Source organism: Streptomyces xanthophaeus, from assembly GCF_000725805.1.
Taxonomy (GTDB): domain Bacteria; phylum Actinomycetota; class Actinomycetes; order Streptomycetales; family Streptomycetaceae; genus Streptomyces; species Streptomyces xanthophaeus.
Genome location: NZ_JOFT01000039.1, coordinates 45,164 through 67,717 on the forward strand (window position 1 = coordinate 45,164; position 22,554 = coordinate 67,717).

Genomic DNA, 22,554 nt, shown 5'->3' on the forward strand with positions numbered 1-22,554 from the left:
AGCGTGTCGGCCTCTCCCCCGGGGGGTTATCCCCACCCCGATCCCGCCCCGGGGTCCTGCGCGTACGCCGCCCCGGGGTCCCGTGCGTACGCCGCCCCCGGGGTCCTGCGCGTACGCCGCCCCCGGGGTCCCGTGCGCACGGCGCCGCCAAGAATCAGGTGCGTACGCCGGTCCCGGGTCCCGTGCGTACGGGGGTCCGCCCCCGCACATGGGACGGGACCCCCGTCCGGTCCGGACGGGGGTCCCGCTCAAGCGTCGACGGGCCCCGAGGGCCGGGCCCTGCCGGGGGCGGTGCTCAGCCGCGGGCCGGGCCCGCGGCCGTGCGCTCGCGCCACGGCAGCTCCGCCGTGACCACGGTCCCCTCGCCCTCGGGCGAGTCCAGGACGAACACCCCGTCCACCGCCCCCAGCCGCTCCGCGAGCCCGGACATCCCCGTCCCGCCCGACAGCTGCGCACCACCGCGCCCGTCGTCCGACACCCGGATCAGCAGCCGCGCCCCGGACCGCCACACCTCCACGCTCGCCATCCGCGCCTGCGCGTGCTTGCTCACGTTCTGCAGCAGCTCCGACACCACGAAGTACGCGATCCCCTCGATCGCCTCCGCCGGCCGCGCCGGGAGGTCCACCGACACCTTCACCGGCACCACGCACCGCGAAGCCACCGACGACAGCGCCGCGTCCAGCCCCCGGTCCGTCAGCACCGCCGGGTGGATGCCCCGCGCGAGGTCCCGCAGCTCCTGGAGGGCCAGCTTCACTTCCCCGTGCGCCTCGTCGACCATCGCCGCCGCGCCCTCCGGGTCCTCCAGCAGCTTCTCCTTCGCCAGACCCAGCCCCATCGCCAGGGCGACCAGGCGGGCCTGCGCCCCGTCGTGCAGGTCCCGTTCGATGCGCCGCAGGTCGGCCGCCGCGGTGTCGACCACCACGCCCCGGTCCGACTCCAGCTCGGCGATCCGCCGCTCCAGCTCGTCCGAGGGCGACAGCAGTCCCCGCACCATCGCCCGGTCCACGTTCGCCAGTCCCCGCACCACGTACGGCAGAACCGGCCACAGCACGAACAGCCCCACCAGCGACACGGTGAAGGTCAGCACGCCCCACGGCAGCCGGATCAGGTCGTACAGCACGTTCCGCCAGCCGACCGGGTCCTTGATGCTCGTCCACAGCCAGGGGAAGAACCCGCCGGCCCGCCCCGGACCGGGAAGCGGGCTCGGCTCGTCCACCCGTACGCCGAGCAGCGCGCGCGCCCGCGCCCGGTCCAGCCGTCCCAACTGGCGGGACAGGAAAAGACCGCCCGCGAGCAACGGAAGACCGATCGCGGTCACCGAGAGACCGCCCGCGGTGGCAACCATGGCCACGGTGTACGTGAACCCGACGACCGCCATCGGCAGGTTGCTCACCAGATGGGCGATCTCCTTCCACGTCACGGCACTGAAGACGGCGCGTACGGGGGGCGGCTGGTCCGCATCGGGGACGTCATGGCTCGTGGTCATGCGTCACAGCCTGTCAAGTGCGCCGCACGGATGCCATGGGGTGTCCGGGGTGCTGTGAACGGGGGATAACCCCACCCCGTGTGAGGCAGGCCCTAGACTCCCGTGCGTAACAGATCGTCGACAGTGGCCAAGGAGCGAGGAACGGACGTGTCCGACCCAACGGTATCGACCGTAACCGTGCTCGCAGCCGACTATTTCCGGAGCTATTCGGTCGTCGGCCTGCTGGCCGTCCTCGGTGTGCTGTTCGTGGCCGTGGCCTTCGGCGCCGGCCGCCTGCTGCGCCCCGTCGTACCGACCCCCGAGAAGCTGCTGACGTACGAATGCGGCGTCGACCCGGTGGGCGAGGGCTGGGCGCACACCCAGGTCCGCTACTACGTCTACGCCTTCCTCTACGTCATCTTCGCCGTCGACTCGATCTTCCTGTTCCCGTGGGCGACGGTCTTCGCCGCCGCCGGTTACGGCGCCACGACCCTGGTGGAGATGTTCATCTTCCTGGGCTTCCTGGCCGTCGGCCTGCTCTATGCGTACAAGAAGGGCGTCCTCGAATGGACGTGACACCGGCTGTGACACCGACCGAGAGCGTGATGCTCCCGGAGCCCAAGCGGCTGGGAGTCCTCTCCCGCCTCGCCCCGGAACCCATGAAGGTGGTCCTGAACTGGGGCCGCCGGTACAGCCTGTGGGTCTTCAACTTCGGACTCGCCTGCTGCGCGATCGAGTTCATCGCCGCGTCGATGGCCCGCCACGACTTCATCCGCCTCGGTGTCATCCCCTTCGCGCCGGGGCCGCGCCAGGCCGACCTCATGATCGTCTCGGGCACGGTCACGGACAAGATGGCCCCCGCCGTCAAGCGGCTCTACGAGCAGATGCCCGAGCCCAAGTACGTCATCTCCTTCGGCGCCTGCTCCAACTGCGGCGGCCCCTACTGGGACTCGTACTCGGTGACGAAGGGCGTCGACCAGATCATCCCCGTCGACGTCTACGTCCCCGGCTGCCCGCCGCGGCCCGAGGCGCTGCTCCAGGGCATCCTCAAGCTCCAGGAGAAGATCGCCCGGGAGTCGCTCGCCGAGCGCTACGCGAGCGGCCCCTCCGTTTCCCAGCTCACCAGCGGCCTGGTCACGCCTCCGCCGGCCCCCGGGAGCAGTGCGTGAACCTCTACGACTCGCTGCCCGACGCGGCGCCGACGGTCTTCGGCGAGGAGGCCGTGGGCTCGTTCGCGTACGACGTCCTGACGGTCGACGTCCCCGTCGGCTCCTGGATCTCCTCCCTGGAGATCGCCCGGGACAAGCTCGGCTGCACGTACTTCGACTGGCTGAGCGCGGTGGACGAGCCGGGCACCGGCTTCCGGATCTGCGCGCACGTGGTCTCGCTGGAGAACCACCGGGTGCGCAGGCTGCTGCTCCGCACGACCGTCCCGCACGCGGCGCCGTCCCTGCCGTCCGCGGTCGCGGTCTACGCGGGTGCGGAATGGCACGAGCGCGAGACCTTCGAGATGTTCGGGGTGACCTTCACCGACCACCCGAACCTCGTGCCCCTGCTCCTCCCCGAGAACTTCGAGGGGTACCCGCTGCGCAAGGACTTCGTCCTGGCCGCGCGCGTCGCCAAGGCCTGGCCCGGCGCCAAGGAGCCGGGCGAGGCCCACGACCCGGACGCGCCCAAGCGCCGCCAGATGCTTCCGCCGGGCGTCCCGGACCCCAACGACTGGGGCCCGATGAAGGGCCAGCTCCCGCCGGCCCCCGCCCGCCCGGCCCGTACTCCCCGCGCCGCCGGTGCCGCCGGCGCCGCGCGCGAGGGCGCCCCGGCCCGCCGGCCCCGCGCCGCTGCGGCGGAGGGCCCGGCGACCCCGGACACCGAGGCCCCGCCGCGCCCGCCGCGCCGGACCCGCTCGGTGACGGAGGGCTCGGCCGGCCAGAACGCCCCGGCGACCGGGGCCGCGGAGGCTGCCGCCACCCCGGACACCGAGGCCCCGGTGCGCCCGCCGCGCCGGACCCGCTCGGTGACGGAAGGCTCGGCCAGCCAGGCCGCCGCGGCGGCGGACACCGAGGCGACCCCGACCCCGGAGGGCGAAGCCCCGGCCCGGCCGGCGCGCCGTGCGCGGACCGCGGGCGAAGGCTCCGCCAGCCAGACCCCGGCAGCTGAGCCACAGGCCCCCGCCCGCCCGGCCCGTCGCAGCTCCGACGCCCCTTGGCACGACCCGAAGCCCGCCTTCGACGAGCCGCAGGCGAAGCCGGAGCCGGAGACAAAGTCCGTGCCGGAGGCGAAGCCCGAGGCCGGGCCCGAGCTGGAGGCGAAGCCTGGGGCTGCGCCCACGCCCGCCGCCGAGGCTGCACCGGAGGCGAAGCCCGAGGCTGCGGCTGAGCCCGCACCCGCGGCCAAGCCCGAGGCCGAGCCCGCGGCCAAGCCCGCGCCCGAGGCGGAGCCCGCGGCCGAGAACGACCGCGACAACGGAGGCGACGCGTGAACGAGGTCCTCGACGTCGCCCTGCGGCTGATCATCGTCTTCGCCGTCTTCCTCGTGCTCCCGCTCGTCGTCGGGCAGACCGAGCACAAGGTGATGGCCCACATGCAGGGCCGCCTCGGCCCCATGTACGCGGGTGGCTTCCACGGCTGGGCCCAGCTCGTCGCCGACGGCGTGAAGTTCGCGCAGAAGGAAGACATCGTCCCGGCCAACGCCGACCGGCGGATCTTCCAGCTCGCCCCCGCCGTAGCCCTGCTCCCGTACCTCCTCGTCCTCGTCGCCGTCCCCATCGGCCCCGGCGAGGGCGCGGTCGGGCAGGTCATCGACGCCGGACTGTTCTTCGTACTCGCCGTCATGGGCGTCGGAGTCCTCGGCTCCCTGATGGCCGGCTGGGCCTCCGCCAACAAGTTCTCGCTGCTCGGCGGCCTGCGCACCGCCGCCCAGCTGCTCGCCTACGAGCTCCCCATGCTGCTCGCCGCGGCCTCCGTGGCCATGGCCGCCGGGACCGTCTCCCTCCCCGGGATCGTCGAGTCCTTCCAGTGGTGGTGGCTGCCCTGGCAGATCGTCGGCGCGCTCGTCTTCTTCACCGCCGGCCTCGCCGAACTCCAGCGGCCGCCCTTCGACATGCCCGTCGCCGACTCCGAGATCATCTTCGGCGCGTACACCGAGTACACGGGCCTGCGCTTCGCGCTGTTCCTGCTCGCCGAGTACGCCGGCATCGTCGTCCTCTGCGCCCTGACCACCGTCCTGTTCCTCGGCGGCTGGCACGGCCCCATGGGGGCCGACGGCCTCGGCTGGGTCTGGACCCTGCTCAAGACCGCCGTCCTCGCCTTCGTGGTGATCTGGCTCCGCGTGAGCTACCCCCGCCTGCGCGAGGACCAGCTCCAGAAGCTCGCCTGGACCGTACTCATCCCGCTCGCGCTCGCCCAGATCGCGCTCACCGGCATCGTGAAGGTGGCGATCAACTGATGCCCATCCCCGGATCCGGCCTCGCCAAGGGGCTGGCGGTCACCCTGCGCACGATGACGAAGCGCTCGCACACCGCCCAGTACCCCGAGGTCCAGCCGCAGCTCCCGCCCCGCTCCCGCGGGGTCATCGGCCTGTTCGAGGAGAACTGCACGGTCTGCATGCTGTGCGCCCGTGAATGCCCCGACTGGTGCATCTACATCGACTCCCACAAGGAGACGGTCCCGGCCTCCACGCCCGGCGGCCGCGAGCGCAGCCGCAACGTCCTCGACCGCTTCGCCATCGACTTCTCCCTCTGCATGTACTGCGGCATCTGCATCGAGGTGTGCCCCTTCGACGCCCTCTTCTGGTCGCCGGAGTTCGAGTACGCGGAGACCGACATCCACGAGCTGACGCACGAGCGCGACAAGCTGCGCGAGTGGATGTGGACCGTCCCGGCGCCGCCCGCGCTGGACCCGGCCGCCGAGGAGCCCAAGGAAGTCGCCGCCGCCCGCAAGGCGGTGGAGAAGGCCGAAGCCGCCGCAGCAGCAGCAGCCGCCGCAGCCGCTGCCGAGGCAGAGACCCCCGCGACCCCGGAGGCAGACGCGTGATCCCCGCCGCCGCCCTGGCCGCAGCCGCCACCACCGGGCCCGGCTTCCTCTCCCCGACCGGCGTCGAGATCGCCTTCGTCCTCGTCGGCCTCGCCACCCTCGGCGCAGCCGTCGTCACGGTCACCACCAAGCAGCTGGTGCACGCCGCCCTGTGGCTGGTCGTCGCCCTCGGCGGCATCGCCGTCGAGTACCTCCTGCTGACCGCGGAGTTCATCGCCTGGGTCCAGGTCCTGATCTACCTCGGCTCCGTCGTCGTCCTCCTGCTCTTCGGACTGATGCTCACCAAGGCGCCCATCGGCCGCTCCCCGGACGCCGACTCCGGCAACCGCTGGGTCGCCCTCGGCGTCGCCGTGACCGCCGCCGCCGCGCTCGTCTGGGTCGTCGTCGACGCCTTCCGCACCACCTGGATCGACCTCGACGGCCCCGTCCAGGGCTCGACGAAGGTCTCCGGCGAGATCCTCTTCCAGCACTGGGTGCTGCCCTTCGAGGCGCTCTCCGTCCTGCTCCTCGCCGCCCTGATCGGTGCCATCGTGCTGTCCCGCAAGACCGGTCCGGCCGATCCCGCAGACCCTGCCGGGCCCGCCGATCCCGCCGAGCCCGCCGAAGCCCGTGACAAGGGGCAGCGCTGATGCACCTCGCCTACCCCGCCGTGCTCGCGGCGCTCCTCTTCTGCACGGGCCTGTACGGAGTGCTCGCCCGCCGCAACGCCATCCTGGTCCTGATGTCCGTCGAGCTGATGCTCAACGCCGTCAACCTCAACCTGGTGGCCTTCGACGTCTGGCTGCGCGACACCCTGCACGCGGGCCAGGCCCTCACCCTCTTCACCATCGCCATCGCCGCCGCCGAGATCGGCATCGGCCTCGCCATCGTGCTGATGGTGTACCGCAACCGCGGCACCTCGGACGTCGACCGGCTCCGCGACACCGCCGAGGGCCACGAACCCGCGTCCACCACGCCGAACACGCAGAGCGAGGCCGCCGCGTGAGCACCCCGACCCTCGCCGTCCTCGTCCCCCTCCTGCCCTTCCTGGGCGCGGTGGCCGGACTGTTCCTCGGCCGCACCGCCCCCGGCTTCGTCCGGCCGCTCGCCGTACTGCCGACGCTGGCCGCCGCCGTACTGGCCGTGCTCGTCGCCGTCCGCCAGGGCGGCGGCGAAGCGATCAGCACCGCGACCGAGCTGACTCCGACCGGCTCGGTGCCGATCGAGCTCTCGCTCTACCTGGACGGATTCGCCGTACTGGTCGCCGTACTGGTCGGGCTCGTCGCCACCTGCGTCCAGCTCTACTCGACGGCGTACCTCCGCGAGGACCCGCGCTACCCCTCGTACGCAGCCCTGGTCTCCCTGTTCACCTCGGCCATGCTGCTCGTCGTCTACTCCGGCGACCTGATGGTGCTGCTGGTCGGCTGGGAGATCATGGGCATCTGCTCGTACTTCCTCGTCGGCCACTACTGGGAGACCGAAGCGGCCCGCTCCGCCTCCCTCAAGGCCTTCCTCGTCACCAAGCTCGGCGACGTACCCTTCCTGATCGGCCTGTTCGCCCTCGCCACCGACGCCGGCTCCTTCCAGATCACGAAGGTCCTGGACACCGTCGCCGACGGCGGCCTCGACCACCCCACGCTGATCGCGCTCCTCCTGCTCGCCGGAGTCGCTGGCAAGTCCGCGCAGTTCCCGCTGCACACCTGGCTCCCCGACGCCATGGCGGGCCCCACCCCGGTCTCCGCGCTGATCCACGCCGCGACGATGGTCGCCGCCGGCATCTACTTCATCGCCCGCCTGCTGCCCGTCTTCGCGGCCTCGCAGGCCGCACTGGTGGTCATGGCCGTCATGGCGGCCGTCACGATGATCGGCTCCGGCCTCAGCGCCCTGGCACAGGACGACATCAAGCGCGTCCTCGCCTACTCCACGATCGGCCAGCTCGGCTACATGACCGGCGCCCTGGCCGTCGGAGACCGCGGCGCGGCCGTCTTCCACCTCCTGTCCCACGGCGCCTTCAAGGCGCTCCTCTTCCTCGGCGCGGGCGTGATCATCCACGCCGCCGGCACGAACTCCCTGGCCGCCATGTCCCGCATGGACGGCCTGGCCAAGCGCATCCCCGACGCCTTCTGGACGATGACGATCGCGCTCCTCGCGCTCGCCGCGATCCCGCCTTTCGCCGGCTTCTTCTCCAAGGAAGCCGTCCTCGTCGCCGCCGAACTCGCCGCCCAGGGACACTCCGACGCGGCCCCCGCCGCGGCCGGCTGGCTGGTGCTCCTTTCCGGCCTGCTGACCGCCCTGCTCACCGCCGCCTACGCCGCCCGCCTGTGGCTGATGGCCTTCCGCGGCCGGGGCGCGCCCGCCCCCGACCACGGCAAGGAGCCCGTCGCCATGACCGGCGTGCTGTGGCTGCTGGCCGTCCCCTCGGTCGCCTTCGGCCTCGCCGCCGTCCCCCTCGCCGACTGGTTCGACGGCGGACAGCTCACCCCCACCCCGGCCACCTCGGCCCTCAGCATCGGCGCCGCCCTCATCGGCGCCCTGCTGACCTACGGCCTCTGGCAGCGCGCCACGGCCAGGGCCACCGCCGCGGCCCGCACCCCGGTCCCGGCAGCGTCCGGGCCCACCGCCTCCGCCTCCGCCGAGGCCGCACGGTCGGCCGCCGAGACCCCCGAGGTCGCCGAGGTCACCCACGACCACCCGGCCGTCCCCTCCGGCCCCGCCGCCGACCCCGGCCCCGCACTCCTCGGCCCGCTGCACCGCCACGCGGCCGACGGCTTCCACCTCGACGCCCTCTACGACCGGCTCTTCGTCCGCCCCGTACGCGGCGCCGCGAGCCTCGTCCGCTTCCTCGACCGCGAGGTCGTGGACGCGTACGTCCGCGGCGCGGGCACCGGCCCCAAGCTGCTCGGCAGCCTCGTCCGGCGCGCCCAGACCGGCAACGTGCAGAGCTACCTGAGCGCCCTGCTCGCCGGCGCCGTGGTCCTGGCGATCGCCACCGCCGTCCTCGCCAACGTCAACGCCGGATCGTGAGCCGTGAGTCAGCCGTGATTGATATCAGCCCGTCCGTGATGCAGTTCCTCCTGGCGTTCGTCGTGGCCGCACCGCTCCTCGGCGCCGTGGCGGCCCTCCTGCCGGCCCCGCCCGGCCTCAAGGGCAAGAACCCCGAACAGGCCGTCCTGCGCCACGGCGTGACCGTGACCGGCGTGATCCTCGCCGGGGCGATCGCCCTCACCCTGGGCTTCGACCACGACGCCCCGTCCCGCTTCCAGGCGACGACGGACATCAGCTGGATCCCGGCCCTGGACGTCCGGATCCACCTCGGCATCGACGGCATCTCGCTCCCCCTCCTCCTGATGACCGCGCTGCTGTTCTTCCTCTGTGCGCTCTACAGCTACTTCAAGCTCCCCGAAGGCCCCTCCCCGAAGGCCTTCGTGGCACTGCTGCTCGTCCTGGAGTCCGGCACCCTCGCCACCTTCGCCGTCCTCGACCTGCTGCTCTTCTTCCTCGCCTTCGAGATGGTCCTCATCCCGATGTACTTCCTCATCGCCCGCTGGGGCGGTGCCCAGCGGCAGGCCGCCGCCTGGAAGTTCATCCTCTACACCCTGCTCGGCTCCGTCGTCATGCTGCTCGGCTTCCTGCTGATCGGACTGAACGCCGGCACCTTCGACATGGTGGCACTCGCCTCCGACAACGGCCGCGGACTCACGCACACCACCCAGGTCCTGGCCGTCCTCGCCATCGGCATCGGCCTCGCCGTGAAGACCCCGATGTGGCCGCTGCACAGCTGGCTGCCCGACGCCCACACCGCCGCGCCCACCGTCGGATCCGTCCTGCTGGCCGGCGTCCTGCTCAAGATGGGCACGTACGGGTTCGTCCGCATCCTGCTCCCCGTCACCCCCGACGGCATGCACACCTTCGCCCCGTACCTCGGCGCCTTCGCGGCCGTCGGCATCGTCTACGGATCGCTCGCCTGCCTCGCCCTGGCCCGCAAGGGCAGCAAGGGCGACCTCAAGCGCCTCATCGCGTACTCCTCCGTCGGCCACATGGGCTTCGTGCTCCTCGGCATCGCCTCCATGACCCCCACCGGAGTCAACGGCGCACTGTTCGCGAACATCGCCCACGGCCTGATCACCGGCCTCCTCTTCTTCCTCGTCGGCGCCCTCAAGGACCGCTACGGCACCGCCGACCTCGACACCCTCGCCGGGGCCACCGGCGGCGCCCTGTACGGCCGCGCCCCCCGCCTCGGCGCCCTCCTCGCCTTCGCCGCCGTCGCCTCGCTCGGCCTGCCCGGCCTCGCCGGGTTCTGGGGCGAGATGCTGGCCCTGTTCGGCGCCTTCGACCCGGCGGAGGGCCTGTCCCGCCCCGCGTTCCTCACCTTCATGGCCATCGGCGCGTTCGGCACCCTCCTCACCGCCGCCTACCTGCTGATCGTCGTGCGCCGCGTCTGCATGGGCGACCCGAAGGCCGGCCCCGAGCTCACCGTCGCGGACGTCCAGCGCTACGAGTTCGCCGCCTGGACCCCGCTCGCCGCCCTCACCGTCCTCGCCGGCCTGTGGCCCGCGGTCCTCCTCGGCCTCACCGACCCGGCCGTCCAGAAGCTCCTCGCAGGAGGCAACTCATGACGGCCCTCGCGGTCCTCGCCGCCGAGACCCCCAGCCTCGTCCAGTCCGTCGACTGGCTCGCCATCGCGCCCGTCGTCATCACCGCCGCCGTCGGCCTGGCCGTACTCGTCGCCGACCTGTTCCTGCCGGAGCGCCGCAAGCCGGTGCTCGGCTGGATCTCCGTGGCCGGGCTGGCCGCCGCCACCGCCACCCTGCTGCCGCTGCGGGCCGGCGACCGCAGCACCTTCTGCCTCACCGGCGACCCGGCCGCCTGCAGCTACACCGCCGACCACTTCGCGCTCGTCGTCCAGTTCCTGGTCCTCGCCGGCGCCCTGGTCACCGCCCTGCTCTCGGTCACCGCCGTCCGCGACGCGCGGATGCCGGCCGGTGAGTACTGGTTCCTGCTGCTGTCCTCCGCCGCGGGCGCCGCCCTGCTGCCCGCCTCCCGCGACCTCGCCACCCTGATCGTCGCCCTGGAGGTGGCCTCGCTGCCCGCCTTCGCCCTCGTCGGCATGCGCCGCGGCGACCGGCTCTCCTCCGAGGCCGCACTCAAGTTCTTCCTGTCCTCCGTCACCGCCACCGCCGTGTCGCTGCTGGGCGTCAGCTTCGTCTACGCGGCCACCGGCTCCCTGCACCTCACCCAGGTCGCCGACCGCCTCGAAACCGTCCCCGGACAGCTCGACACCCTCGCCATGGCCGGGGTCGCGCTCACCCTCGTCGGCTTCGCCTTCAAGACCGCGGCCGTCCCCTTCCACTTCTGGGTCCCCGACACCTACGTCGGCGCGCCCCTGCCCGTCGCCGGATACCTCTCGGTGATCGGCAAGGCCGTCGGTTTCACCGGCCTGATCCTCGTCACGGTGATCGCCTTCCCGGCGTACTCCGGCATCTGGGGCCCGGCCCTGGCCGTCCTCGCGGCCCTCACCATGACCCTGGGCAACGCCGCCGCCCTGCGCCAGTCCGCCGACCGCCCGAACAGCGCCGTACGGCTGCTCGCCTGGTCCTCGGTCGGTCAGGCCGGATACCTGCTGGTCCCGATCGCCGCGGCCGCCTACGCCGACCGGGACCAGATCGGCGCCACCGTCGCCTACGCCCTGATGTACGCCGTCGTGAACCTCGGCGCCTTCGCCGTGGCCGCGCTGGTCTCCCGTACCAAGCCGCTCCAGCGGATCAGCGACTACCGCGGCCTGTACGCCGAGCGCCCCCTCGCCGCGCTCTCGCTGGCCTTCTTCCTGCTCTGCCTGGCCGGCCTGCCCCCGGGCATCATCGGCCTCTTCGCCAAGGTCACCGTCTTCCGCTCCGCGGTCGACGCGGGCCTGGGCTGGCTCGCCGTGGTCATGGCCGTCAACGTGGCCATGGGCCTGTACTACTACCTGCGCTGGACCGCGCTGCTCTTCCGGACCCCGGAGACCGCCGACGCCCCGGCCGCGGCCCCCGCGAAGGCCCCCTGGCCGGTCACCGCCGCCATCGCGCTCACCGCGGCCCTCGCCCTGCTCCTCTCGGGCGCCCCGCAGCTCGTCCTGCGCTTCGCCACGGGCTCCCTCTTCCCGCTGTAGCCGGCCCGCCGTAACCCGTACGGAGTAACGCCCGCCGCCGCCCCCCGGCCCCGGCCGCCGGGGCGGCGGCCCCGTGCGCCCTGGGAACCAGACGCCCTCACCTCGCGTTGACCAGGAAGGGAGCGTCCACTGGACCGTAGACCCGCAGATCCCCAGACCTGGACGGGGTCCCCCTGCCGCACCACTAGGAGGGCGTACCGTGCACCGCCGGCACAACGGGCTCAAGACCGCCGTACTCCTCGGCGGTCTGTCCGCACTCATCATCGTCATCGGCAGCTTCTTCGGACGGACCGGCCTCATCGTCGCCGTCCTCATCGCCCTCGGGACGAATGCGTACGCGTACTGGAACAGCGACAAGCTGGCTCTACGCGCGATGCGCGCCCGCCCCGTCAGCGAGTTCGAAGCCCCCGAGCTCTACCGCATGGTGCGCGAGCTCTCCACGTCCGCGCGCCAGCCCATGCCCCGGCTGTACATCTCACCGACCGAGGCGCCCAACGCCTTCGCCACCGGCCGCAACCCGCGCAACGCGGCGGTCTGCTGCACCGAAGGCATCCTGCGCATCCTCGACGAGCGCGAGCTGCGCGGAGTCATCGGCCACGAGCTCAGCCACGTCTACAACCGCGACATCCTGATCTCGTCGGTCGCCGGAGCACTCGCCTCCGTGATCATGTTCCTGGTGAACTTCGCCTGGCTGATCCCGATCGGCCGATCGAACGACGACGAGGGCCCCGGCCTCCTCGGCATGCTGCTCATCATGATCCTCGGCCCGCTGGCCGCCTCCGTGATCCAGCTCGCCATCAGCCGCTCGCGCGAGTACGAGGCGGACGCCTCCGGCGCGCAGCTCACCGGGGACCCGCTCGCCCTGGCCAGCGCGCTGCGCAAGCTGGACGCCGGCGTCAAACAGCTGCCGCTGCCCGCCGAACCCCGGCTGGAGACCGCCAGCCACATGATGATCGCCAACCCGTTCCGTCCGGGCGAAGGGCTTTCCAGAATGTTCTCCACACACCCCCCGATGGCCGAGCGGATCGCCCGGCTCGAACAGATGGCAGGTCGCAGGCAGTGAAGACCATCCTGAACGTCATCTGGCTCGTACTCAGCGGCATCTGGCTGTTCCTGGGCTACTGCCTCGCGGGTCTGATCCTGTGCATCACCATCATCGGCATCCCCTTCGGGATAGCCGCCTTCCGCATCGCGGTCTACGCCCTCTGGCCGTTCGGCTACACCACGGTCGAGCGCAGGGACGCCGGTGCGCCCTCCTGCATCGGCAACGTCCTGTGGCTGGTCCTGGCGGGCTGGTGGCTCGCCCTGAGCCACATCGTCACCGGCATCGCCCTGTGCATCACGATCATCGGGATCCCCTTCGGCATCGCCAACTTCAAGATGGTCCCGCTGTCCCTGCTCCCGCTGGGCCGCGAGATCGTCCCGACGGACGCGCCGTTCGCCGCGCGCTGAGCGGCGCGCTGAGCCGCGCGCTGAGCCGCGTACGCGGGCCCGGGCGTCGCCCGCGCGGGCCCGCGGCCGTCACTTCAGGCCCTTGCCGAGCGCGGCCGAGGCCTCCGTGGCCACGTCGTAGGCGCCCTGGGAGGCGTTCTCGAAGTCGTGCGGGGCGTAGCGGACCACGACCACCAGATTGCTCTCCCGGATGTAGACCTCATGGGTCATCCGGCTCGAACTCGGATACCGGACGCGGGAGAAGGCCTCGTCGCCGAAGTCCGACAGGTCCGTGACCATCGGCCCCATCTTCCCCTGCGGCTCCTCCTGGGTGCGCTGCATCGTGAGCCGCGCCTCCCGCTCGTCCAGCCGGATCACCTGCACCTGCAGGACCGGCTGCGGGTCGCCGGAGCCCGGCCCCGCCCAGTTGCAGGACGACTTCACCTGCACCCCCTCCGCCCGCCCGGTCAGCCGCTCGGCCGTCGCGGGCTCCACCAGCGAACAGGCAGGCGGGTCCGCCACGAAGTCGCCCTGCGGCGCCGGGTCCTGGGACAGCCATACGGCCACGGCGGCGATCAGGGCGGCGGCCACGGCCACGGCCAGGGCTATGGCGGGCACGCGTCGGCGGCGGGAGGGTGAGGCCATGGCCGCAGCGTAGTGCGCGACGGGTGCGCCTGCCCAGGTCAGGGCGATTGTCAGTGGGGTCGGTCACCATCGGTGCATGGACAGGACCGAGCAGTTGCTGGAGCAAGTCGCGGACCGCGTGCGCAACTCCGCACGCGCACAGGGGGAGTGCCTGCCGGCGCCGCTGGAGGCGGGCGCGCGGACCGAGGCCGAGCGCATACTCGGCTTCCCCCTGCCCCCGCTGCTCGCCGCGCTGCACCGCCGCGTGGGGGACGGCGGCTTCGGCCCCGGGTACGGTCTGCTGCCGCTGCGTCAGGTCGCCGAGGAGTACGGGCGGATGAGGTCCTCCGCCTGGCGCTGGCCCGAGGGCGTACTGCCGGTCGCCGACTTCGGCTGCGGCATGTACGCCTGCGTGGACAGCCGTTCCGAAACCGCCCAGGTCCTGCTGTTCGACCCGAATCCGGGGGACCCGGAGCTCGCCTGGTACCTCGACAGCCCGAGCCTGGCCGACTGGCTGCGCCACTGGCTCGACGGCACCGCCTGGCACTGCGAGGGCTCCGAGGAGGGGGCTGAGGGCGGCCCGGACGACCTGGACGGACTGGACCTGGCGCCCTGGGCCGAGTTCAGATCCCGGATCTGAGCCGCGCCCGGATCCCATAGGCCAGCGCCCCCGCCGCCAGCACCGCAGCCCCCGTGACCGCCGACGCGAGGGGCAGCGCGCAGGCCAGCACCACACAGCCGGACAGCCCGACCGCTGCCACGGCCCGCCCCTTGAGAACTGAACCGAGAGTCCAGGCCGAAGCGTTCGCGATCGCGTAGTAGACGAGCACTCCGAAGGACGAGAAGCCGATCGCCCCCCGCAGATCGGCAGTGGCCGCGAGCACGGCCACCACCGCACCCACGGCCAGCTCCGCGTGGTGCGGCACCTGGCGTCGCGGATGCACGGCGGCCAGCGCGCGGGGGAAATGGCCGTCCCGGGCCATCGCCAGCACGGTCCGCGAGACCCCGAGGACCAGGGCGAGCAGCGAACCCAGCGCGGCCAGGGCCGCGCCCACCCGGACGACCGGGACCAGTCCGGGCAGCCCCGCCGCCCGGACCGCGTCGGCGAGCGGGGCCGCCGACCGGGCCAGCCCCTCGGCGCCCAGCACCGACAAGGTCGCCACCGCCACGGCGGCGTACACCAGCAGCGCGATCCCCAACGCCAGCGGCACCGCCCGCGGGATGGTGCGCTCCGGGTCGCGCACCTCCTCGCCCAGGGTGGTGATCCGGGCGTACCCCGCGAAGGCGAAGAACAGCAGCCCTGCGCCCTGCAACACACCCCAGGGGGCCCAGTCCGCGCCGCCCAGGCGCCCGGCGTCGGCCTCGCCGGAGCCCAGACACCCCACCACCACCGCGGCCAGCACCGCCAGGACCGCCGCCACGATCAGCCGGGCCAGCCGGGCCGACTTCTGTACCCCGCCGTAGCTCGCGGCGGTCAGTGCCACCACCGCCGCGACGGCCACCGCGTGCTCCTGCCCGGGCAGCACGTACGCGCCGACGGTGAGCGCCATCGCGGCGCAGGAGGCGGTCTTGCCGATCACGAAGGCCCAGCCCGCCAGATGCCCCCAGAAGGGGCCGAGCCGCTCGCGCCCGTAGACGTAGGTGCCGCCCGAGGACGGGTAGCGGGCCGCGAGCCGCGCCGAGGAGTGCGCGTTGCAGTAGGCGACGACGGCCGCCAGCGCCAGGGCCGCCAGCAGGGCGCCGCCCGCCGCGCGCGCCGCCGGGGCGAGGGCGGCGAAGATCCCGGCACCGACCATCGCGCCGAGGCCGACGACGACGGCGTCGGACACGCCCAGGGTGCGCTTCAGACCGTGTTCCACGCCCGCAGGCTAGACGCCCTAGACGACGCCTTCGCGGCCGGGCAGCGGGGCCCGCTTGCGCTCCCAGCCCTCCAGGGCCGTCAGGCAGGCGTGGTCCAGATGGCGCAGCCCGCTCAGGTCGAGCCGCACCGGCTGCCCGTGCGGCAGCGCCTCCAGGGCGTCCAGGAGCCGGGGCAGCCTCAGGAAACTGGCGTTCCCCACGACCCGTACGGACAGCTCCCCGTCCTCCCAGACCTCCTCGACGTGCACGTGAGAGGTCTCCCAGGCAGCCTTGGCGACGGCCAGCCCCAGCCCGAGCAGCACCCCCTCGAAGAGACTCGTGGCCACGATCGCGCCCGCCGTGGCCACCAGCACCACCGCCTCGCCCCGGTGCGAGCGCCACAGCGCGGCCACCGCCCGGCCCGGCAGCAGCTTCCAGCCCGCGTGCAGCAGTACGCCGGCCAGCGCGGCGAGCGGCACGACCTCCAGTACCTGGGGGAAGGCCACCGCGAACAGCAGCAGCCAGCCGCCGTGCATCACCCGGGACGCCCGGGTACGCGCCCCGGCCTCCACGTTCGCGGCGCTGCGCACGATCACGGCGGTCATCGGCAGCGCCCCGAGCAGCCCGCACACCGTGTTCCCGACGCCCTGGGCCACGAGTTCCCGGTCGTAGTGCGTCCGCTTCCCCTCGTGCATCCGGTCCACCGCCGCGGCGCTGAACAGGGTCTCGGCGGAGGCGATCAGTGCCAGCGCCAGCACCGTGCCGACGGCCCCGGCGGAGGCCAGCATCCCGAAGTCCTCCCAGGCGGGCAGGGAAACCGCCTGGAGCACGCCCGTCACCCGGACCCTGTCGACGGGCAGCCGCAGCAGTGCGGCCACGGCGGTGGCGGCCGCCACCCCGACCAGCGCCCCGGGCACGACCCTCAGCCGTGCCGGCATGCGGCGCCAGGCCACCATCAGGGCGATCGTCCCCGCCCCGAGGGCCACGGCCGCCCAGTCGGCCTGGGAGCCGAGCTGCGCCAGCCCGGCCAGCTTGGCCGGAGTCGGTCCGGGAGCGGGCCGTCCGGCCAGCGCGTACAGCTGCCCGGTGATCAGCACCAGCCCGATGCCGGCCAGCATCCCGTGCACCACCGCCAGCGAGATCGCCCGGAACCAGCGCCCGAGCCGCAGCGCCCCCATGCCCATCTGCACCAGCCCGGCGGCCAGCACCATCACCCCGAACGCGGGCAGACCGTAGGCCGTCACCGCCTCGTAGACGAGCACGGTCAGCCCCGCCGCGGGACCGCTCACCTGGAGCGAGCTCCCGCGGAACCATCCGGTGACCAGCCCGCCGATCACCCCCGTGACGATCCCCAGTTCGGCCGGCACCCCGGAGGCGACGGCCACCCCCACACAGAGGGGTAGCGCGACCAGCGCGACGACGACGGACGCCCCGAAGTCTTCGCGAAACGTGCCGGCCCCAGGCATGCGAGAACCCCCTGCCACGCGGTGATGGATGCCACCCAGCGTGGTGGGCGCACCGACCCCTGCCCAAGTGCCCACCGAAGCCCGTGCAGGCGCACGCGCCGCTCACGCCCCGCACACACCTCTGCACCCCCCTGAAAGCGCCGCGGCCCGGCGGTCGGTGAGGACCGCCGGGCCGGCGTGGGGCAGCTCGCGGACCTGGGTCAGCGGTAGTTCACGAACTGGATCGCGAAGTCCAGGTCCTTGCCCTTCAGGAGCGCCTGGATGGCCTGCAGGTCGTCACGGCTCTTGGAGCTGACGCGCAGCTCCTCGCCCTGGACCTGCGCCTTGACACCCTTGGGGCCCTCGTCCCGGATGATCTTCGCGACCTTCTTGGCGTTCTCCTGGGAGATGCCCTCCTCGATCGTGGCGAAGATCTTGTACTCCTTGCCGGACAGCTGCGGCTCGCCGGCGTCGAGCGCCTTGAGCGAGATCCCGCGCTTGACCAGCTTGGTCTCGAAGACGTCGAGGACGGCCTTGACGCGCTCCTCGGAGTTCGCCTCCATCAGGATCTTCTCGCCGGACCAGGCGATCGTGGCGCCCGTGCCCTTGAAGTCGTAGCGCTGCGAGAGCTCCTTGGCGGCCTGGTTGAGGGCGTTGTCGACCTCCTGCCGCTCGACCTTCGAGACGATGTCGAAACTGGAGTCGGCCATGTGCTGTGGCTCCTTGAAGTCGGTGGTGAAGGCCCCGGAGGGCGCGGCCGGACGGGCCCGGGCCGCTCGGCAAAGCCTAGCCACCGCGCCCGCCGGGGGCGCTGATCAATCCGGTGGCGAAGCACCCCCGTGGATCGGGTATCGTTTACGTCGTTGCCGCAGAGCACCGCCGAAAGGCGGAAAACCGGCAGCATCCCATGGCGGTGTGCCCGAGTGGCCAATGGGAACGGACTGTAAATCCGTCGGCTCTGCCTACCCAGGTTCGAATCCTGGCGCCGCCACGCGAGTGAGGCCCCCGTTCAACTGCGGAAACGCAGTGAGCGGGGGTCTTCTCGCATATGCCCGCGCATATGCCCGCATCGTCGGCGTCGTCCGTTCGTTCACCTGGCGTGAAATGGACATCTGACACACGAGGGAAGGTCGGGGGCGGAGTTCTGCTCGCCCTGCTCGGCGCCGGCATCCCGGCCCTGGTCGGGGCAGCCCTCCACCCGGAAGTGGGCGAGCCCTACCGCGAGACCCGGCTCTACTTCGGCACGGAGCGCCTGGACGGCCGGGGCGCCGTCGGCAAGAGCGAGTTCATGAAGTTCCTGGGCCGGGAGATCACCCCCGCCTTCCCCGAGGGGCTGACCGTCCACGACGGGTACGGCCAATGGCGCGGCCGGGACGGGGCGAGCGTCCACGAGACCTCCTACGAGGTGGTGCTCCTCTACCCGGAGAAGGACGCCGGCGAGCGCAGCACGCGCATCGAGCGGATCCGGCAGGCGTACGAGGACCAGTACCAGCAGGACTCGGTCGGACGCTCCGACGACAAGGTGACCGCCGGGTTCTGAACCGGGCGACGGCCCGTCAGTTGCCCGCCATGTCCTTGACGGCCACCGACACCGGGGTCGAGCCGGAGATCAGCTCCAGGGTCAGCCCGGCCGTCGCCGGGGTGTCCACCAGCTCGGCCAGCACCGCCGCCACGTCGTCGCGCGTGACGGAACCGCGGCCCGTGTCCGCCTCCAGGCGGACCAGGCCCGTACCGGAGTGGTCGGTCAGCGAACCCGGGCGCAGCACCGTCCACTCCAGGCCCAGCCGGGTCCGGACGTGGTCGTCGGCCTCGCCCTTGGCCCGCAGGTAGACGTCGAAGACGTCGTCGCCCTCGTGCCGGGAGTCCGCGCCCATCGAAGAGACCATCAGGAAGCGCCGCACGCGGGCCCGTTCCGCGGCGTCGGAGAAGAGCACCGCCGCACCGCGGTCCACGGTGTCCTTGCGCCCGGCGCCGCTGCCGGGCCCCGCACCGGCCGCGAAGACCGCCACGTCCGCACCCTGCAGGATTCCCGCCACGTGCTCCACCGACGCCGACTCCAGGTCGCACAGCACCGGCTCGGCGCCCGCCTCCCTGAGGGCGTCGCCCTGTGCCGGGTCGCGGATGATGCCCGCGACCTCGTACCCGCGCGCGGCGAGCAGTCGCTCCAGCCGCAGCGCGATCTGACCGTGTCCACCCGCGATGACGATGCGCATGACCCGACCGTACGACGAGCCGGGCGCCCCCGCCCGCGAACGCACGGCGAACCTTCAGGGTCCGGCCTCCGTACGGCCCTGCCGCGGCAGGTCGAGGGCCACCGCCACCGCCGAGTCGCAGTACTCACGTACGGCACTCGTCCTGGCTACGACCCGGCCCCGGTGGATCACGATCCGGCTGTACGCCAGCGAGAGCACGCCCGCGATCCGTTCCCCCCGTACGGCGAGCAGCTCCGCCGGGAACCCGGCCTCCACCCGGACCTCCGGCAGGCCCATGGCCTCCCGGGCCGCGGCGCTGACCGCGTCGTACGCCTCGCCCGCCCGCAGGCCGCCCTGGGAGGCCAGCAGGTACGCGGCCTCCAGCGGGTCGCCGCGGCCGACCGGGTTGCCCGCGTCCCGCAGCGCGCCGCTCCCGGCCGAGACCCGCACCCCGGCGGAGCGCAGCAGCCGTACGGGCGCGGTGCGCAGGCCGCGCCGCTCCAGGGCCGCGCAGTCGCCCTGGGGCAGGCAGGTCACCCGTACGCCGGCGGCCGCGAGCTGGTCGGCGGCGCGGGCCGCCACGTCCAGCGGGAGCCGCGACAGGCCGCCGCAGGGGCCGATGGTCACGCCGGGCCGCAGCCCGCCGGCCATCGCCGCGAGACGGGAGAGACGGCCCGGGTCGTCACCGTCCGTGTGCAGGTCCACGGGACAGCCGTGTTCCGCGGCCAGCTCCAGCACGGCTTCGAGGAACCCCGTCGGGTCGGGGTCCAGGTCGGGGCAGCCGCCGATCACGGAGGCGCCCATCTTGACCGCGTCCCGCAGCATGGCCAGCCCGTCGCCGCCCGCCACCCCGGTCAGCAGCCGGGGGACGGCCACGGCGGTGAGGTCGGTCAGCCCGCGCAGCGAGCGGCGGGCCTGGAGCACCGCCTCCATCGGGCCGAGGCCGTGCACGTCGCCGATGCGCACGTGCGAGCGGACGGCGGTGGCACCGTGGCCCAGCTGGAGCAGGGCCGCTTCGGTGGCTCGGCGCTGTACCTCGTCGGGGGTGTAGGAGACGGGGCCCTCCCCGTCCGCGGTCAGGGCGGTGTCCCCGTGGGCGTGGGGCTCGGCGGGGGCGGGGAGCAGCAGGTAGCCGCTGAGGTCCACCCGGGACAGGGCGGGGGCGGGCAGGCTGCCCGCGGTCCCGACGGCCTGGATCCGGCCGCTGCCCAGGCGTACGTCGACGGTCCGGCCGTCGGTGAGCCTGGCCCCGGCGAGCAGCAGGGTGGTGGCCTCGGCGGCGGCCGGGCTGCCGGGGCCGCGCAGGTGGTCGCCGCCCTCGCCGTGGCCGCTGCGGGGGGAGTGGGACGGCTGCTGCGGCTGGCTGTCGGACATCGCGCGCTCCTGCGGTGGCTCGGGCGGTCCTGGGCCTTGGCCGCGGCCCGCGGCCCAAGATCACGCAGCGTGCTCAGAGCCTAGGGTGCGGCGCACCCCGCTTCACGGAAGAGCGCAATAGTCGTACCGGTGTGGTGCCCGTGCGCCTCGGCGCTCCCGGCTGCGCCCCGGGGGCGGGGCAGGCGCCGTTTCCCTCGGCGGGCGTGTGAGCCCGCACACATTTGGGTCGAGAACACGTCCCGGAGGGTCCGGCGGGCTGATCAAGAAAGCCTTGAGGACCCCCTCGGAGCCCTGTCCCCGCAAAGGATTTGGGCGATCGGCAGGCAACCGTGTAATGTCTTCATCGCTCGCCCCAATAGCTCAGTCGGTAGAGCGTCTCCATGGTAAGGAGAAGGTCTGCGGTTCGATTCCGCATTGGGGCTCTGGTGAGAGAGGTTCCCCACCCTCGGGTGGGGAGTCGATCACATCAAAGCGGCGTAGCTCAGTCGGTAGAGCAAGCGGCTCATAATCGCTGTGTCACCGGTTCAAGTCCGGTCGCCGCTACACACAGTAGCCGATTGCGGGGTCGGTCTCCCGGTCGGCTACTCTTGTATGCGTTCATCCGTCCCAATTTCCGTCAAGGAGCACTCACGTGGCTGCCACCGACGTCCGCCCGAAGATCACGCTGGCCTGCGTGGAGTGCAAGGAGCGGAACTACATCACCAAGAAGAACCGGCGTAACGACCCGGACCGTCTTGAGATGAAGAAGCACTGCCCGCGTTGCAACTCGCACACCGCGCACCGCGAGACCCGCTGACCCCAGCGAAGTCCCGTATACAGGCACCGTCATGAGGTCGTCCCCTTCATTGGGGGGCGGCCTTGTGTCGTTTCTACACGCGCCTCCGAGGGGCCGCGCAGTGGGCATTGCCCCTGCTTTTGTATCTTCCCGCTGTACCTGACTTTGTGTGTTTCATGTCCCTTCATCAGGAGGTAGTGAGTCATGGCGCTCGACCAGTCCTTCGTGGGGCGGAGCTACCCGCCCACCGATCCGTACGAGGTCGGCCGGGAGAAGATCCGCGAATTCGCGGTTGCTGTGGGTGACGCAAATCCCGTCTACACCGACCCCGAAGCCGCCAAGGCGTTCGGCCACCAGGACGTGATCGCACCGCCGACTTTCGTGTTCGCCATCACTTTTGCGGCGGCCGGCCAGGTGGTCGCCGACCCGCAGCTGGGGTTGGACTACAGCCGCGTGGTGCACGGCGACCAGAAGTTCGCGTACTCCCGCCCGGTGCGCGCCGGTGACCGGCTCACGGTGGTCTCCACCATCGAGGCCGTGAAGTCGATGGCGGGCAACGACATCATCGACATCCGCGGCGAGGTCCACGACGAATCCGGCGAGCACGTGGTGACGGCGTGGACGAAGCTCGTCTCCCGCGGCCCCGAGGAGGCCTGACATGGCTGCGCAGATCAAGTACGCCGACGTAGAGGTCGGCACCGAACTCCCGGCGGCGTCCTTCCCCGTGACGCGCGCCACGCTCGTGCAGTACGCGGGCGCCTCGGGTGACTTCAACCCGATCCACTGGAACGAGAAGTTCGCCAAGGAGGTGGGCCTGCCGGACGTCATCGCGCACGGCATGTTCACCATGGCCGAGGCGATCCGCGTGGTCACCGACTGGGTCGGCGACCCGGGCGCGGTGGCCGAGTACGGGGTGCGCTTCACCAAGCCCGTGGTGGTCCCGAACGACGACCAGGGCGGCCTGATCGAGGTCACGGCCAAGGTCGCGGCGAAGCTGGACGACAACCGCGTCCGCGTCGACCTGACGGCCATGAGCGCGGGCCAGAAGGTCCTGGGCATGTCCCGCGCGGTGGTCGTGCTGGGCTGAGGGGGGCTTCGGGCCGGGGGCTGAGGGGGGCTTCGGGGGGCTTGTGCCTGCTGGGCGGTATCAGGGATGTCTTGGGGGATTCCCGTCAGTCCCAGGGTCCTTCCGTGTCGGGCCGGGCCCTCAAGGGCGCTCCCTGCGGTCGCGTCGCTTCGCGATGGCCTTCG

At 72.5% G+C, this 22,554-nt stretch carries 24 protein-coding genes and 3 tRNA genes; 20 read left to right on the plus strand and 7 right to left on the minus strand.

Translation table 11 applies throughout. The features are described from left to right. Positions 1 to 295: 295 nt before the first annotated feature. Positions 296 to 1,486 (minus strand): sensor histidine kinase, encoded by a 1,191-nt coding sequence (locus IO30_RS0123885; RefSeq protein ID WP_031145987.1) that lies wholly within the window; start codon positions 1,484 to 1,486, stop codon positions 296 to 298. 147 nt (positions 1,487 to 1,633) lie between these two features. Between IO30_RS0123885 and IO30_RS0123890 the strand changes: the two genes are divergently transcribed. From IO30_RS0123890 to IO30_RS0123945, 12 genes are all read left to right on the plus strand, one after another. After that, entirely contained in the window at positions 1,634 to 2,041 is a 408-nt protein-coding gene (locus tag IO30_RS0123890) for an NADH-quinone oxidoreductase subunit A (RefSeq protein ID WP_031145989.1), read from the plus strand. Further along, complete coding sequence (locus IO30_RS0123895; RefSeq protein WP_031145991.1) at positions 2,032 to 2,634, plus strand: NADH-quinone oxidoreductase subunit B; 603 nt, start codon at positions 2,032 to 2,034, stop codon at positions 2,632 to 2,634. Before IO30_RS0123890 ends, IO30_RS0123895 begins: the two co-directional genes overlap by 10 nt. Further along, on the plus strand, positions 2,631 to 3,944 hold the full coding sequence (locus IO30_RS0123900) for an NADH-quinone oxidoreductase subunit C (RefSeq protein ID WP_051902541.1): 1,314 nt from the start codon (positions 2,631 to 2,633) through the stop codon (positions 3,942 to 3,944). The genes IO30_RS0123895 and IO30_RS0123900 overlap by 4 nt, the downstream gene beginning before the upstream one ends. Next, a complete protein-coding gene (locus IO30_RS0123905; RefSeq protein ID WP_031146000.1) occupies positions 3,941 to 4,909 on the plus strand; it encodes a complex I subunit 1/NuoH family protein in 969 nt (322 codons plus the stop codon). Before IO30_RS0123900 ends, IO30_RS0123905 begins: the two co-directional genes overlap by 4 nt. Further along, positions 4,906 to 5,496 carry a NuoI/complex I 23 kDa subunit family protein gene (locus IO30_RS0123910; RefSeq protein WP_037894985.1) on the plus strand — a complete coding sequence of 197 codons (591 nt, stop codon included), beginning with the start codon at positions 4,906 to 4,908 and terminating at the stop codon, positions 5,494 to 5,496. Before IO30_RS0123905 ends, IO30_RS0123910 begins: the two co-directional genes overlap by 4 nt. Then, positions 5,493 to 6,125 (plus strand): NADH-quinone oxidoreductase subunit J family protein, encoded by a 633-nt coding sequence (locus IO30_RS0123915; RefSeq protein WP_107066924.1) that lies wholly within the window; start codon positions 5,493 to 5,495, stop codon positions 6,123 to 6,125. Before IO30_RS0123910 ends, IO30_RS0123915 begins: the two co-directional genes overlap by 4 nt. Then, a complete protein-coding gene (gene nuoK, locus IO30_RS0123920; RefSeq protein ID WP_031146003.1) occupies positions 6,125 to 6,481 on the plus strand; it encodes an NADH-quinone oxidoreductase subunit NuoK in 357 nt (118 codons plus the stop codon). The genes IO30_RS0123915 and nuoK overlap by 1 nt, the downstream gene beginning before the upstream one ends. Continuing rightward, positions 6,478 to 8,499, plus strand: a complete 2,022-nt coding sequence (locus IO30_RS0123925) for an NADH-quinone oxidoreductase subunit 5 family protein (RefSeq protein WP_031146005.1) — start codon at positions 6,478 to 6,480, stop codon at positions 8,497 to 8,499. Before nuoK ends, IO30_RS0123925 begins: the two co-directional genes overlap by 4 nt. A 38-nt stretch (positions 8,500 to 8,537) precedes the next feature. Then, positions 8,538 to 10,091, plus strand: coding sequence for a complex I subunit 4 family protein (locus IO30_RS0123930; RefSeq protein ID WP_031146008.1), 1,554 nt, complete (start codon positions 8,538 to 8,540; stop codon positions 10,089 to 10,091). Next, complete coding sequence (locus tag IO30_RS0123935; RefSeq protein ID WP_031146010.1) at positions 10,088 to 11,623, plus strand: NADH-quinone oxidoreductase subunit N; 1,536 nt, start codon at positions 10,088 to 10,090, stop codon at positions 11,621 to 11,623. Before IO30_RS0123930 ends, IO30_RS0123935 begins: the two co-directional genes overlap by 4 nt. 199 nt (positions 11,624 to 11,822) lie before the next feature. Further along, a complete protein-coding gene (gene htpX / locus IO30_RS0123940; RefSeq protein WP_031146012.1) occupies positions 11,823 to 12,686 on the plus strand; it encodes a zinc metalloprotease HtpX in 864 nt (287 codons plus the stop codon). Further along, a complete protein-coding gene (locus IO30_RS0123945) occupies positions 12,683 to 13,075 on the plus strand; it encodes a YccF domain-containing protein (protein ID WP_031146015.1) in 393 nt (130 codons plus the stop codon). Before htpX ends, IO30_RS0123945 begins: the two co-directional genes overlap by 4 nt. 69 nt (positions 13,076 to 13,144) lie before the next feature. Here the strand turns inward: IO30_RS0123945 and IO30_RS44800 are convergent, their stop codons facing one another. Then, the gene (locus tag IO30_RS44800) at positions 13,145 to 13,699 is read right to left on the minus strand and encodes a hypothetical protein (RefSeq protein WP_157853367.1); all 555 of its coding nucleotides are present in this window, start codon (positions 13,697 to 13,699) and stop codon (positions 13,145 to 13,147) included. A 76-nt stretch (positions 13,700 to 13,775) separates the two neighbouring features. Between IO30_RS44800 and IO30_RS0123955 the strand changes: the two genes are divergently transcribed. Then, complete coding sequence (locus IO30_RS0123955) at positions 13,776 to 14,318, plus strand: SMI1/KNR4 family protein (RefSeq protein ID WP_031146017.1); 543 nt, start codon at positions 13,776 to 13,778, stop codon at positions 14,316 to 14,318. Here the strand turns inward: IO30_RS0123955 and IO30_RS0123960 are convergent. The 3 genes from IO30_RS0123960 to IO30_RS0123970 all read right to left on the minus strand — a co-directional run bounded on the left by IO30_RS0123960 (position 14,302) and on the right by IO30_RS0123970 (position 17,672). After that, positions 14,302 to 15,537 carry an APC family permease gene (locus tag IO30_RS0123960; protein ID WP_031146019.1) on the minus strand — a complete coding sequence of 412 codons (1,236 nt, stop codon included), beginning with the start codon at positions 15,535 to 15,537 and terminating at the stop codon, positions 14,302 to 14,304. The two genes, IO30_RS0123955 and IO30_RS0123960, sit on opposite strands and share 17 nt — an antisense overlap. 18 nt (positions 15,538 to 15,555) lie before the next feature. Further along, positions 15,556 to 16,983 carry a SulP family inorganic anion transporter gene (locus IO30_RS0123965; protein ID WP_031146021.1) on the minus strand — a complete coding sequence of 476 codons (1,428 nt, stop codon included), beginning with the start codon at positions 16,981 to 16,983 and terminating at the stop codon, positions 15,556 to 15,558. Between the two features lie 200 nt (positions 16,984 to 17,183). Further along, positions 17,184 to 17,672: a YajQ family cyclic di-GMP-binding protein gene (locus IO30_RS0123970; protein ID WP_031146023.1), complete on the minus strand. Its 489-nt coding sequence runs from the start codon at positions 17,670 to 17,672 to the stop codon at positions 17,184 to 17,186. Positions 17,673 to 17,871: 199 nt separating this feature from the next. On the opposite strand from IO30_RS0123970, the gene IO30_RS0123975 reads away from it, so the two are divergent. Together IO30_RS0123975 and IO30_RS0123980 are read left to right on the plus strand one after the other, a co-directional pair. Continuing rightward, positions 17,872 to 17,953, plus strand: a tRNA-Tyr gene (locus IO30_RS0123975). Between the two features lie 108 nt (positions 17,954 to 18,061). Then, complete coding sequence (locus IO30_RS0123980) at positions 18,062 to 18,502, plus strand: DUF3574 domain-containing protein (protein ID WP_031146025.1); 441 nt, start codon at positions 18,062 to 18,064, stop codon at positions 18,500 to 18,502. 16 nt (positions 18,503 to 18,518) lie between these two features. Here the strand turns inward: IO30_RS0123980 and IO30_RS0123985 are convergent, their stop codons facing one another. Beyond that, on the minus strand, positions 18,519 to 19,175 hold the full coding sequence (locus IO30_RS0123985; protein WP_031146027.1) for an SDR family oxidoreductase: 657 nt from the start codon (positions 19,173 to 19,175) through the stop codon (positions 18,519 to 18,521). Positions 19,176 to 19,229: 54 nt separating this feature from the next. Beyond that, positions 19,230 to 20,528 (minus strand): amidohydrolase family protein, encoded by a 1,299-nt coding sequence (locus IO30_RS0123990; RefSeq protein ID WP_031146029.1) that lies wholly within the window; start codon positions 20,526 to 20,528, stop codon positions 19,230 to 19,232. Between the two features lie 349 nt (positions 20,529 to 20,877). On the opposite strand from IO30_RS0123990, the gene IO30_RS0123995 reads away from it, so the two are divergent. The 5 genes from IO30_RS0123995 (at position 20,878) to IO30_RS0124015 (ending at position 22,390) form a co-directional block, all read left to right on the plus strand. Then, positions 20,878 to 20,950: transfer RNA gene (locus IO30_RS0123995), tRNA-Thr, on the plus strand. 48 nt (positions 20,951 to 20,998) lie between these two features. After that, a tRNA-Met gene (locus tag IO30_RS0124000) sits at positions 20,999 to 21,071 on the plus strand. A gap of 88 nt (positions 21,072 to 21,159) precedes the next feature. Next, the gene (rpmG, locus tag IO30_RS0124005; protein ID WP_006604855.1) at positions 21,160 to 21,324 is read left to right on the plus strand and encodes a 50S ribosomal protein L33; all 165 of its coding nucleotides are present in this window, start codon (positions 21,160 to 21,162) and stop codon (positions 21,322 to 21,324) included. Between the two features lie 183 nt (positions 21,325 to 21,507). Then, entirely contained in the window at positions 21,508 to 21,960 is a 453-nt protein-coding gene (locus IO30_RS0124010; RefSeq protein WP_031146032.1) for a MaoC family dehydratase N-terminal domain-containing protein, read from the plus strand. 1 nt (position 21,961) lies between these two features. Further along, the gene (locus IO30_RS0124015; RefSeq protein ID WP_031146034.1) at positions 21,962 to 22,390 is read left to right on the plus strand and encodes a MaoC family dehydratase; all 429 of its coding nucleotides are present in this window, start codon (positions 21,962 to 21,964) and stop codon (positions 22,388 to 22,390) included. Positions 22,391 to 22,554: the final 164 nt, after the last annotated feature.